The organism is Streptomyces sp. NPDC050121 (assembly GCF_044460385.1).
GTDB lineage: Bacteria > Actinomycetota > Actinomycetes > Streptomycetales > Streptomycetaceae > Streptomyces > Streptomyces soliscabiei.
This window is the reverse complement of record NZ_JBITJV010000012.1, coordinates 132,365-144,598: the sequence shown is the minus strand read 5'-3', so window position 1 is coordinate 144,598 and position 12,234 is coordinate 132,365. Positions and strand designations below refer to the sequence as shown.

Here is a 12,234-nt window from a genome sequence, read left to right as displayed (position 1 = left end):
GTCTGCGTGGCCGCGCCCTCATGAGGGGGCGGCGGTCACGGTGACGGCGGCCGTTGCGCGGTAGGTGGTGCCGGTCACGGTTCCCTTCACCTCGAAGGTCCCCGGCCGGGCGTACCGGTCCGGTTCCACCGGGTCCCAGGTCACCGGGGCCCGGCTGTCCTTGGAGCCCTCGTTGTAGGTGGCGACGACGGTGTCCGCAAGGGCGGGCGCCGTGCCGGCCCGCGTGGTGAGGTGCTCCTCGGCGAGGGCGGTGATCTCGACGGCGTCGGTCTGCCGTACCCCCACGGTCGCGGTGACGGGCAGCGCGGTCAGGTCGCCGAGCCCGGTGACCCGGACGCTGGTGCCGCCCTGAGCCACCTGGTCTCGGTGAGCGCGGGCCAGGCCACGGGAGAGAGCGCGGTCGAGCCGTCGGCGTAGACCAGCGTCACCTGGCCGGGGAGTCGGGGCACGGTGCCGTGGAGGGTGGGGAGATGGACCTCGCGCACGGACTCGGGCGGCTCGGCGGACACCTTCCACTCCTGCACGCCGAGCCCCGGATTGGCGTGGCCGGTCAGCCGGGCCCGTACCGCGGTGGTGGTGACGGGCGCGGAGGTGGTCCTGTTGTAGCGGTCCTCGTCGGTGCCGTAGCCGCCGGGCGAGGCGACCTCGCGCCAGGTGTCGCCGTCCCGGTACTCGACGGGCCAGTGCCCCGGCGAGGGATCTGCGGCGGTGCCCTCCTCTTCCCGGTCCGTGCACGGCTACCTCCCGGAGGGTGCGGTCGGCGGTGGGGTCGTCGTCGGCAGCCACACGCGCATCGTCGAGGGCCCGCGGTTCGCCCAGGAGTGATAGGGCACCAGCACGATGCCGGTGGGCTCGGCGGCGGGCTCGGCTCCCTGGCCGAGCGGTTGATGCGGCCGGTACGGCTGGTACGGCTGATACGGCCAGGGGTCCTCGGGCGGTTCCCCCGGTACGGCGGCGAGTTCGCCGGGGGCCACGACGGTGCCGTCGGGCCCGTCCTGCGGCTCGGCGGACGGATCCACCCGTACGGCGTCGACCTCGTGACCGTCCGGCAGGTCCACGGACTCGGCGCAGTACACCAGGGGGCCGCGCTGGACGGCGAGGGTGCCGCGCACGGCGTCGATGCGCGGGTCGGGCCCGATCCAGCGCGGGGCCATGGGCAGTTCGAGCCGGATCTCCTCGCCGGGCCGGAAGAGCCGGGTGACGGCGGCCGTGCCCGGGGCGACGGCACGGCGTACGCCGCCGGGGTCGACCAGCCGGGCGGGGGCACCCTCGGTCCACGCGGGGACGCGCAGCGACAGGGTCCACGGGCGGTCCGGGGACCGGTCGACGCGCACGGTCACGCTGCCGCCCGACGGATAGTCGGTGCGCACGCTCAGCGCGACGCCGTGGCCGCCCGCGAGGGAGGTGGTGATCTCCGCGTCGGCGTACTGGTGGAGTTGGATGCCGTGGTCGTCCGCGGTCGCCAGGTAGGCGGGGAGCAGGGCCAGCGTTCGTGCCACGTTGGTGGGGCAGCAGGACACCGCGAACCAGGGGGCGCGCAGGCTCGACTCGGCGCGCGGGCTGTCGGCGTCCGCGGACGGTATCGTGCCGCGGCGGCGCCGGTGCAGGGTGTTGGCGTAGAAGAAGGCCCGGCCGTCCTCGGCCGGCGAGGTCGCGACGACGTTGAACAGGGTCCGCTCGGCCAGGTCGGCGAAGCGTGGCTCGCCGGTGGCCAGGAGCAGCCGCCAGCTGAGCATCACGGAGGCGACGGCGGCGCAGGTCTCCGAGTAGGCGCGGTCCGGCGGGAGCACGAAGTCGTCGCCGAAGGACTCGTCGCGGTGGTGCGAGCCCATGCCGCCGGTCAGATAGGTGCGCCGGGCGACGGCGGCCTCCCACTGCCGTACGACGGCCGCGAGCAGGTCCTCGTCGCCGGTCTCCACGGCCACGTCTACGGCGCCGGCCGCGAGGTAGAGGGCGCGCACGGCGTGGCCGCGCAGCACCGTGGCCTGCCGGACGGGCAGGTCGTCCTGGTAGTAGGCGCGGCCGAACTCGGGGTCGGCGAGGGTGCCGTGGCCACGGCGCTGGACGAACAGGGCGGCCTGGTCGAGGTAGCGCTGCTCCCCCGTCGCCCTGGCCAGTTCGACCAGCGCCGTCTCGACCTCCGGGTGCCCGCAGACCCCTTCGATGCCGCCCCGGCCGAAGGCGGTGCAGACATGGTCGGCGGCGCGCCGGGCGATCTTCGCCAGTTCGCCTTCGCCCTCGGTACGGATCTGGGCCACGCCCGCCTGGATCAGGTGCCCGTAGCAGTACAGCTCGTGGCCCCATTCGAGGTCGCTGTAACGGGGCTGCTGGCCGGGGCGGCCGAAGGCGGTGTTCAGGTAGCCGTCCGGTTCCTGGGCGGCTGCGACGGACTGCGTGAGCATGGGGTCGAGGTCGTACCCGGGCTCCCAGACCATGGCTTCGAGGAGCTTGTAGACGTCGGAGTCGGCGAACTCGCGGCCCCGCCGGTCCCGCCCGATCCTGCCCTCGACGGCGGCCCGGAAGTTGCCGATCCAGCCGACGCGTTCCATCCAGTCGCGGCAGTGGTCGAGCGTGGCGGTGGCGTTGGTCTCCCGGCGTCGGGCCCAGAAGCCTCCGGTGATCCTCACCTCGTCCAGGCCCAGCGGGCGCAATCGCCCCACGGTCGGTGCCACGGGCAGCATCGTCGACAACTCTCTGTTCTCGCTCACCCATTGATGCCTTTCATCCGGTTGGTCAGCCCTTGAGCGCGCCCGACATGAAGCCCCGCACGTAGTGGCGTTGCAGCAGCAGGAAGAGCAGGAGACAGGGCACGGCGAGGACCACCACGCCGGCCTCGGTGGCGCCGTAGTCGACGGCGCCCATGCTCTGCTGCCGCAGGTTGGCGACGGCCAGCGGCAGGGGCGCCTTCTGGCTGTCCGAGATGAGGATCAGCGGTGCGATGAAGTCGTTCCAGGCAGCGAGGAAGGCGAAGAGGCCCACGGTGATCAGCCCCGGCCGCACCGCGGGAAGGAGCACCCGGCGCAGCGCGCCGGCCGTGCCGCACCCGTCGACGAGCGCCGACTCCTCCAGTTCGCGCGGGACCGCTTCGAAGGCGATCCGCATCATGAAGGTGGCGAACGGCAGTTGGAACATGGCCAGCACCAGGCTCAGCCCGAGCAGCGAGTTCTGCAGATGGAGCCTGCCGAGCAGCACGTAGAGCGGGATGAGGAGGGTGGCGTACGGAACCATGAGGATGGCCAGGGTCAGCAGGAACAGCAGGTTCTTGCCGGGGAAGTCGAAGCGGGCGAAGGCGTAGCCGCCGAGCAGGGAGACCCCGAGGGTCAGGGCGACGGTGAGCGCGGCGACGACGGTGCTGTTGCCGAGGTAGCGCCACAGGCCGGCGTCGTAGTCGAGCAGTGTGCGGTAGTTGCCCAGACCGTAGCCGGACTCCTGGGCCGTGCCGGGCTGGGCGCTGACCGAGGCCCAGGCGTTCCACAGCAGCGGGAAGAGGAAGATGACGGCCAGTCCGCCGGCGACGACGTAGTGCGGCGTCCGGCCGAGGGCTCGGGTGAGCACCGGTGTCTCCTTTCGCGAGCGGATCATGACTCGTCGGCGCGGCGCAGCCCGCGGAACTGCAGGACGTTCAGCAGGAGCAGCGCGGCCAGCACCACGATCGACAGGGCCGCGGCGGTCCCGAGATTCAGCCGCTGGAACGCCTCGCGGTAGATCAACTGCACGACAGTGACGGTGCTGTTGTCCGGTCCGCCCTTGGTGAGGACGAAGAACTGGTCGAAGGCGAGCAGTGAGCCGGTCACACACAGGAGCAGGGACAAAGCGAGGGAGGGGCGCAGCAGCGGCAGGGTGATGGAGCGGAAGATCTGGCCGCGGCTCGCGCCGTCCATCCGGGCCGCCTCGTACACCTCGTGCGGGATGCGCTGGAGGCCGACGAGCAGGATCAGCATGTAGAAACCGGCGAACTTCCATACGACGAGGAACACCGTCGACAGCAGCGCGGAGGTCGGCGTGCCGAGGAAGGACACCGGGTCGTCGACAAGGCCGAGCTTCTCCAGCGTGCGGCTGAGCGGACCGGTGGTGGGGCTGTACAGGCCCCAGAAGAGCAGGGACGCGGAGGCGAGTCCGAGGGCGCCGGGCAGGAAGTAGACCGTGCGGAAGAAGCCCGCGCCGGGTCGGGACTCCTGCACGAGCAGGGCGAGGAGGAGGGCCAGGCCCAGCAGAATGACCGTGACGATCACGGTGTAGAGGAGCGTGAAGCGGACGGCGGGCCAGAACAGGGGGCTGTCGCCGATGTCGGCGTAGTTCTCGGGGGCGTTGGCGCCCTGGTCGCCGGCGAGCAGCGGCCAGTCGCTGAGCGACATCTGCCCGACGAGGAGGAGGGGCAGCAGGAAGAAGACGGCGACGAACACGGCGGTCGGGGCCGCGTACCCGAGGCCCTGGAGCTTGCGGGAGCGCCACAGGGGCGCGGCTGTTCGGGGTCGGCGGGCCGGGCGTGCCGTCGGCGCCCGGCGCTCGACGGTCGCCCGGTCGGGTGCCTTGACCTGCATGGCTCTCCTCTGCCGGGTGACGTGGGAGGGGTCGTGCCGGGGTCCGGTGCGTCCGGTGCGTCCGGTGCCGTGCCGTCTCAGTCGGCGAGGGAGGCGGTGACGGCCTTGTTGTCCTTCTCGACGGACGTGCCGTCACCGAAGACGGCGTCGCGCATCAGGGACAGCCAGGGCCCGTTGGGGTCGTTGAAGGTCTGGCCGAACTTCAACGCGTACGGGGTGCGGCCGTCCGCCACGAGCTGGTTGATCGCGACCAGGCGGGGGTCCGCGGCGGAGTACTTGTTGGACGCGAGGTCGGTGCGCGCCACGACGTCCTTGTGCGCGGCGACCACGTTCACCTGCGCGTCGTCGCCCAGGGACCAGGCGAGGAAGTTCCAGGCCTGGTCGGCCTTCTTGCTGGTGGCGGAGATGCCGATGGCGTCGCCGCCGACGAAGGTGGACTTTCCGCCGTCGGGACCGGGGATGGGCGCGACGCCGAGGTCCAGGTTCTTGGGCATCAGGCCCAGGGTGGTCGACGGCATGGGCATCACGCCGACCTTCCCCTTCGGGAAGACGCCGGTCCAGGTGGTGCCGGTCTCGTCCTTCGCGCCGGGCGCCACGATGTCGTCCTTCACCCATCCCCGGTAGGTGTCGTAGACCTTCTTGGCGGTGGCGGAGTCGAGTTTCGCCTCGGTGCCCTTGTCGTTCAGCACCTCCGCTCCCCCGGCCCAGATGGACGGCCACCAGGTGAAGACACCGCAGCCACCGCAGTTGCCGCCGAAGAAGGTGCCGTCCACGCCGCCGCCCAGCGCGTCCACGGCCCGCGCCTGCCGGTCCCACTCGGCGAGGGTGGTCGGCGGCTTCGCGGGGTCGAGTTTCGCCCGCCGGTAGAGGTTCTTGTTGTAGAACAGCACCGACAGATCGAGGGTGTGCGGGACGACGTACTTCTTGCCCTCGTAGGTGCCGGCCTTGATGTGCGACTGGGCCAGCTTGTCGGCGAACGGCAGCACGTCGATGCGCGCGGTGAGGTCGGCGAAGAGTCTGCTGGTGGTGTAGTTCGGCACGAACACCACGTCGGAGGCGAAGAGGTCGGGGAGGTCGTGGGAGCCGGCCGCGGCGCCGACCTTGGCCTGGTAGTCGTCCGTCGGGATGACGGTCAGTTCGATCTTGTTCTTGTGGTGTGCGTTGTAGGCCTTCACCAGCGCTTCGCTCTGCGGGCGGGTCGCGGCGCGGGTCCACATCGTCAGGGTGGCGCCGTCGTCGACGCCCGTGGCGTCCGCCGCCTTGCCCCCTCCCCCGCTGTTCGAGCCGCCGCCGTCCCCCGACCCGCAGGCCGTGACCAGACTCGCGGCGGCGAGGAGCGCGACGACACCGGTGGCGAGCCGGCGGATGGGTCTACGTGGTCCGGTCGTGCTCCTCATGGCGATCCCCCTGAGTGTGGGTTCTGCGACGAAAAGGAACCGAAAAGGCTTTCTGAAAGCTAAAACTCGGCTTACGGCCCGTCAATCCCCTTGCATGGAGCGGCTGCAGGAGTTACTGCCCGGACTTCACCGAAACCAGTGAAAACCCCCTGGACGCACCCGGGCCGAAACTTCTCGCGTACGGTTTACGACGCACGCGACGCGAGACAGGAGAACATCCATGACACCGGCCGTCGGCCCCTCTCGTTCGCATCCCGCCACCCTCAGCGACGTCGCCCGACTCGCCGGCGTGTCGATCGCCACCGCCTCCAAGGCCCTCAACGGCCGCAGCCAGGTGCGCGCCGAGACCCGGCAGCGGGTGATCGAGGCCGCCGAGCGGCTGGCCTTCCGGCCGAACCAGCTGGCCCGCGGGCTGCTCGTCGGGCGGTCGGGCACGGTCGGTCTGCTCACCAGCGACCTGGAGGGCCGATTCAGCATCCCGATCCTGATGGGCGCCGAGGACGCCTTCGGGGCCGGTGAGGTCGCGGTCTTCCTGTGCGACGCGCGCGGCGACGCGATCCGGGAGCAGCACCATGTGCGTGCGCTGCTCGGGCGCCGGGTGGACGGGCTCATCGTGGTCGGCAGCCGGACCGACCCGCGCCCGTCCCTGGGCCGTGAGCTGCCCGTGCCCGTGGTCTACGCGTACGCGCCGTCGGAGGATCCGGCGGATCTGTCCATCGTCCCCGACAGCGTCGACGCCGGCCGGATCGCGGTGGAGCACCTGTTGACCTGCGGCCGGACCCGGATCGCGCACATCACCGGCGACCCGGGGTACCTCGCGGCGCAGGAGCGGGCCGAGGGCGCCAGGACGGCGCTCGCCGACGCCGGTCTGGCGCTGGTCGGCGAGCCGCGGTTCGGGGCCTGGTCGGAGGGCTGGGGACGGGCGGCGACCGCGCTGCTGCTCGATCGGAATCCCGATGTCGACGCCGTGCTGTGCGGCAGCGACCAGATCGCCCGGGGCGTCATGGACGTCCTGCGCGAGCGCGGACACCGGGTGCCGGAGGACGTGGCCGTGATGGGCTTCGACAACTGGCAGGTTCTCACCTCCTCCTCGCGCCCCCCGCTGACCAGCGTCGACATGAACCTGGAGCAGGTCGGCCGGGCGGCGGCCCACGCGTTGTTCACCGCAATCGGCGGGGGCCGGCGCTCGGGAGTGGAGACCGTGCGCTGCCGCGTGATCATCCGGGGTTCGACGGCGCCGCTGTCCTGAACCGCGTTGACCGGAACCGATGCCCCGGGGCCGGTGTCCCGCGTCCCGGGCCGGCATCCCGGGCCGTTTCATCCTGCTTCGCACGGTCCCGGGCCGCGCCGCCCCCGGGCGGCGTCGTCCCGATCCGCGTCCCGCCGTACGGCGCCCTCTCTTGACACCTCATCAGCTCGCTCCTACGTTGCGAAAACCTTTTAGGTGAGTTTCCTCGCACACATGTCAGGCACATGACATGCTCCGCCGCGCGCTGCCCACCACCCGCTGCCACTGCCCTCAACCGGAGAGGGAGCACCTCATGAAGCGCCTCCTCGTCGCCCTCGTGCTCATCCTCTGTTCCATCTGTTCCGTGAACCCGGCCGCCGCCGCGCAGACCATCGGGTTCCCCACGTTCAACGGTCCCGCAATCCCGGCCCCGCCCGTCGCCTACACCCCGGGCGACATGATGCGGAGCATCTACGACGCGGAAAGTTCGGGAACCGATTTCTGGATGGACCGTCTGCTGGCCCGCTCCGGCGACGACCCCGCCGGGCCCTGGCTGATGAGCCGTGGGCGCGCGCTGTTCATGAAGACCCACGACCCCTCGGTCCTCGGCTTCGGGGGGCATGTCGCGTACTGGGAGAGCATCAACGACAACAACGCCTACACCGTCGCGATCAGCCCGGGCACGTTCACCGAGCAGGTCTCCCAGCGCTGGCAGGCACCCAGTTACTGGAAGAGCGTGCACACAGCCGGCTCGGTGTCGGTCACGCAGACCAAGTTCATCACCGACAACAACGTGGCCGTGACCAACCTGTCGATCAAGAACAACGGCAGCGCCTCCACCACCCTGCAATTGCGGGCGACCTCGCCGTACGCCACCTCGGGTTCCGGCAGTGAGCTGACCGGCCAGGTCAACGCCTACAACAACCTCACGACCATCCACCCCCGGCTCACCGGCGACGGGTTCAGCGCCACCAACGGCGGGCTCAACCGCTCGGTGACGATCGCGGCAGGCGCCACGGTCACCGCCAAGGTGGTGATGGGCTTCGTCACCGACGAGATCCCCGAGTCGCTCACCGAGTACAACGCCTACGCGGGCTACTCGGGCGCCACCGCCTTCGCCACGCACGTCAGGGCGTACAACCTGTGGTGGGCGCAGAACGTGCCGTACATCGACGTCCCCGAAGGCGCGATCAAGAAGAACATCTACTACCGCTGGTGGCTGATGCGCTTCAACAACCTCGACGCCGACATCCCCGGGCAGACCTTCCAGTTCCCGACGTCGACCGAGGGCGTCCTCGGCTACAACAACGCGATCGCGCTCACCCAGCCGATGCACATCGACGATCTCAAGTACCTGCGCAACCCGGCCTACGCCTACGGCGACTGGCTGAGCGTCGGGCAGGTCTCCAAGGGCGGCCGGTTCCTCGACAACCCCGGCGACCCGGAGAACTGGTCCAACAGCTACACCCAGTACATCGCCGAGGCCGCCTGGCGCAGCTACCAGATCCACGGCGGGCAACCCGCGATCGCCGGCAACCTCGCGCACTACGCGGAGGGTGACGTCAAGGGCCAGCTCGCCTACTACGACCACGACAACAACAAGCTCATCGAGTACGACTGGGGTGCTCTGACGGGCAACGACGCCGACGCGGTGTCCTTCCACTGGAAGCCCGGCAACATGGACCGCGCCGAGTCCGCCTACCAGTACAGCGGCGCGCTCGCCGCGGCCCAGGCCTACGAGGCGACGGGCAACACGTCCAAGGCGACCGAGATGCGCACGCTCGCTGCGCAGATCAAGGACGCCATCGTCAACGTGCTGTGGAACCCCAACCGGCAGCTGTTCGAGCATCGGTTGAAGTCGACCAACGAGTGGGTGCCCTGGAAGGAGATCAACAACTACTACCCGTTCTCGGTCGGGGCCGTCCCCGACACCGCGACGTACAAGCAGGCGCTGCGGCTGTTCGACGACCCGGCACAGTACCCCGTCTTCCCCTTCTACACGGCCAACCAGGTCGACAAGAAGGCGGCGGCCGACGCCGGGAACCCGGGCTCCAACAACTTCTCGACCATCAACTCCACCGTCCAGTTCCGGCTGTACTCGTCGGTGTTGCGCAACTACCCCAACTCCTGGATGAACGCGACCGACTACAAGAAGCTGCTCTACTGGAACACCTGGGCGCAGTACATCGGCGGGAACACCCAGTGGCCGGACGCCAACGAGTTCTGGGCCGACTGGAACGGGAGCAACATCGACTACCGGTCCTGGATCCACCACAACATCCTGGGCAGCAGCAACTGGACGGTGGTCGAGGACGTCGCCGGGCTGCGGCCGCGCAACGACGCGAAGGTCGAGCTCTCCCCGATCGACATCGGCTGGGACCACTTCACCGTCAACAACCTGCGCTACCGCAACGCGGACCTGAGCATCGTCTGGGACGACCCGGCCGACGCGGTGGTGCGCTACCCGGGTGTCCCGGAGGGCTACTCGATCTACGTCAACGGCAACCGGGCCGCGACCGTCAGCTCGCTGGTGCCGTTCACCTGGGACCCGGCGACCGGGGAGGTGACCACGAGCGGCGCGGTCACCTACCACACGGCCGTCGCCGGTCTGCAGGCCCCCAACCAGGTCGTGCAGAACAGCCCGCGGATGGTCGACATGCTCGCCAAGGCCGGCGTCGACCTGACCGGCGCCCCCACCAACCTGGCCATCGGGGCGACGGCCTCGGCGTCGTACACCGGTTCCGGCAGCAGCACCGCCGGCGCCGTCGACGGGTATCCCACCAACGAGCCGTTCTGGGGTGCGGGCGGATCCGCCAACAGCCAGGACTGGTACGAGCTGAACTTCGGCGCCGCCCGCACGCTGAACGAGGTGCGCCTGTACTTCAAGGACAGCCGTCCGGCGAGTACGACCTACCGGGCGCCCTCCGCGTACACCATCCAGTACTACGACGGCAGTTCCTGGGTGAACGTACCCGGCCAGACGAAGAGTCCCGCCGTTCCGCGCGCCAACTACAACCTGGTGCAGTTCCCCGCGATCAGCGCCCAGCGGATACGGGTCCTGGCCACCAACGCCTCCGGCGCGAAGACGGGCCTCACCGAGGTCAAGGTGTTCAACCGGGGCGGGGTCCAGCCACCGCAGCCACCGGCCAACCTGGCGACTTCGGCGACGGCCTCGGCGTCGTACACCTCCTCCTGGGAGAGCGTCGCCGCGGTGAACGACGGGATCGACCCGCCGTCGTCCAACGACACGGTGAACCCGCGCTGGGGGACCTGGCCGGAGACCGGACAGCAGTGGGCCGAGCTGACCTGGTCCGCCGCGCAGACCCTGAACAAGGCCGAGGTGTACTTCTTCGACGACGACCAGGGCATCGACATGCCGGCCTCCTGGAAGCTGCAGTACTGGAACGGCAGCGCCTACGTCGACGTGCCCGGTGCGAGCGGCTATCCGCTGGTGAAGAACCAGTACAACGCCGTCACCTTCACCGCCACGAGCACCACCCGGCTGCGGGTGCTGCTCACCGGCAACGGCACCAACTCCGTCGGCCTCCTCGAAGCAAAGGTGTACGGACCGTGACCCGTTCCAGATGCCTGTCGGCACTCATCGCCCTGCTCACCGTGGCGGTCGCCTTCCTCGTGGCGCCGCCCGCGTCCGCCGCCGTCGCCTTCACCTCGGCCGGCGTGAACCAGAACGGCGGCAACTGCCTTGACCTGCCGGGCAGTTCGACCGCCAACGGCACCCAGTTGCGGGCGTTCGGCTGCAGTTCCGGCGCGAACCAGAGCTTCGGCTACACGCTGGTCTCCGGCACGAGCGACACGTACACGATCACCACGCAGTCCGGTCAGTGCGTCGATGTCTACGGCGCCTCGACGGCCGACGACGCGGCGATCATCCAGTGGCCCTGCCATGGCGAGACGAACCAGCAGTGGCGGCTCGTTCCCGTGACGGTCTCCGGCACCGACAAGACCTTCAACCTGGTCTCGGTCGGCTCGGGCAAGTGCGTCGCGCCGAGCGGCGGATCCTCGGCGTCCAACACCAACCTGGTGCAGCTGCCGTGTGCCGCCGCGAACGGCCGGGTGTGGCGGCTGCCCGCGTTCAGCGGCGGCGGCACCAGCCCCCACACGTTCACCAACCCGCTCTCGCAGCACGGCCCGGACCCGTGGCTGACGTACTACAACGGGTACTACCACCTGGCCACGACCACCTGGAACTCGACGGTCACCATGCGCAAGGCGAGCACCCTCGCCGGGCTCGCCACGGCCGCCGACCAGGTGATCTTCAACCTCAGCCGGCCCAACGGCGCCGGGACGATGTGGGCGCCGGAGTTCCATCTCCTCGACGGACCCAACGGGAAGCGCTGGTACTTCTACTACACGGCCGGGCGCGAGCCGTACGACCTGGGCACCCAACGGATCCATGTGCTGGAGAGCGCCGGACTCGACCCGATGGGGCCATACAGCTTCAAGGCCGACCTGCTCGACCCGACGCAGGACAACACCTGGGAGCTGGACCCGAGCATTCTGCAGCTGGGCGGCCAGTTGTATCTGCTCGGCACCTTCTACAACGGCTCGCAGCCGATGTTCATCCGGCCGCTGTCCAACCCCTGGACCGCGAGCGGCACCCGCCGGGTGCTGTCGACGCCGACGTACAGCTGGGAGACGGTGGGCGGCGCGGTCAACGAGGGCGGCGAGGTGCTTCAGCACGGCGGCAAGACGTTCATCGTCTACTCCGCCAGTCACTGCTCCACGCCCGACTACAAGCTCGGCATGCTCACCTACAACGGCGGTGACCCGCTCAGCTCCTCGTCGTGGGTGAAGTCGCCGAACCCGGTCTTCCAGCGCTCCGACGCGAACGGCGTCTACGGCCCCGGCCACAACGGGTTCTTCAAGTCGCCCGACGGCACCGAGGACTGGATGGTCTACCACGCCAACAACTCCGCAGGCGGTGGCTGCGACATGAACCGTACGACCAGAGTTCAGAAGTTCACCTGGAACGCCGACGGCACGCCGAACTTCGGCGCACCGGTGGCTCTCGGCGTGCCGCTGACCGCGCCGTCAGGGGAGTAGACCG

General features: G+C 69.9%; 9 protein-coding genes. 3 read left to right on the top strand and 6 right to left on the bottom strand.

Going from position 1 to position 12,234, the window contains the following annotated elements; genetic code table 11:
• Window positions 1-18 precede the first annotated feature (18 nt).
• The 6 genes from ACIBTS_RS20185 to ACIBTS_RS20160 all read right to left on the bottom strand — a co-directional run bounded on the left by ACIBTS_RS20185 (window position 19) and on the right by ACIBTS_RS20160 (window position 5,938).
• Window positions 19-357, bottom strand: a complete 339-nt coding sequence (locus tag ACIBTS_RS20185; RefSeq protein WP_399320953.1) for an Ig-like domain-containing protein — start codon at window positions 355-357, stop codon at window positions 19-21.
• Complete coding sequence (locus ACIBTS_RS20180) at window positions 309-509, bottom strand: Ig-like domain-containing protein (protein ID WP_399320952.1); 201 nt, start codon at window positions 507-509, stop codon at window positions 309-311. The genes ACIBTS_RS20185 and ACIBTS_RS20180 overlap by 49 nt, the downstream gene beginning before the upstream one ends.
• Before the next feature lie 228 nt (window positions 510-737).
• Window positions 738-2,681 carry a glycoside hydrolase family 127 protein gene (locus ACIBTS_RS20175; RefSeq protein ID WP_399321093.1) on the bottom strand — a complete coding sequence of 648 codons (1,944 nt, stop codon included), beginning with the start codon at window positions 2,679-2,681 and terminating at the stop codon, window positions 738-740.
• A 52-nt stretch (window positions 2,682-2,733) separates the two neighbouring features.
• The gene (locus ACIBTS_RS20170; RefSeq protein ID WP_399320950.1) at window positions 2,734-3,555 is read right to left on the bottom strand and encodes a carbohydrate ABC transporter permease; all 822 of its coding nucleotides are present in this window, start codon (window positions 3,553-3,555) and stop codon (window positions 2,734-2,736) included.
• A gap of 23 nt (window positions 3,556-3,578) precedes the next feature.
• Window positions 3,579-4,541: a carbohydrate ABC transporter permease gene (locus tag ACIBTS_RS20165; protein ID WP_399320949.1), complete on the bottom strand. Its 963-nt coding sequence runs from the start codon at window positions 4,539-4,541 to the stop codon at window positions 3,579-3,581.
• 77 nt (window positions 4,542-4,618) lie between these two features.
• Complete coding sequence (locus tag ACIBTS_RS20160; RefSeq protein WP_399320947.1) at window positions 4,619-5,938, bottom strand: ABC transporter substrate-binding protein; 1,320 nt, start codon at window positions 5,936-5,938, stop codon at window positions 4,619-4,621.
• Window positions 5,939-6,158: 220 nt separating this feature from the next.
• On the opposite strand from ACIBTS_RS20160, the gene ACIBTS_RS20155 reads away from it, so the two are divergent.
• From ACIBTS_RS20155 to ACIBTS_RS20145, 3 genes are all read left to right on the top strand, one after another.
• On the top strand, window positions 6,159-7,187 hold the full coding sequence (locus ACIBTS_RS20155) for a LacI family DNA-binding transcriptional regulator (protein ID WP_399320946.1): 1,029 nt from the start codon (window positions 6,159-6,161) through the stop codon (window positions 7,185-7,187).
• A 292-nt stretch (window positions 7,188-7,479) separates the two neighbouring features.
• Window positions 7,480-10,740, top strand: coding sequence for a discoidin domain-containing protein (locus ACIBTS_RS20150; protein WP_399320944.1), 3,261 nt, complete (start codon window positions 7,480-7,482; stop codon window positions 10,738-10,740).
• Window positions 10,737-12,230 carry a family 43 glycosylhydrolase gene (locus tag ACIBTS_RS20145; RefSeq protein ID WP_399320942.1) on the top strand — a complete coding sequence of 498 codons (1,494 nt, stop codon included), beginning with the start codon at window positions 10,737-10,739 and terminating at the stop codon, window positions 12,228-12,230. The genes ACIBTS_RS20150 and ACIBTS_RS20145 overlap by 4 nt, the downstream gene beginning before the upstream one ends.
• Window positions 12,231-12,234: the final 4 nt, after the last annotated feature.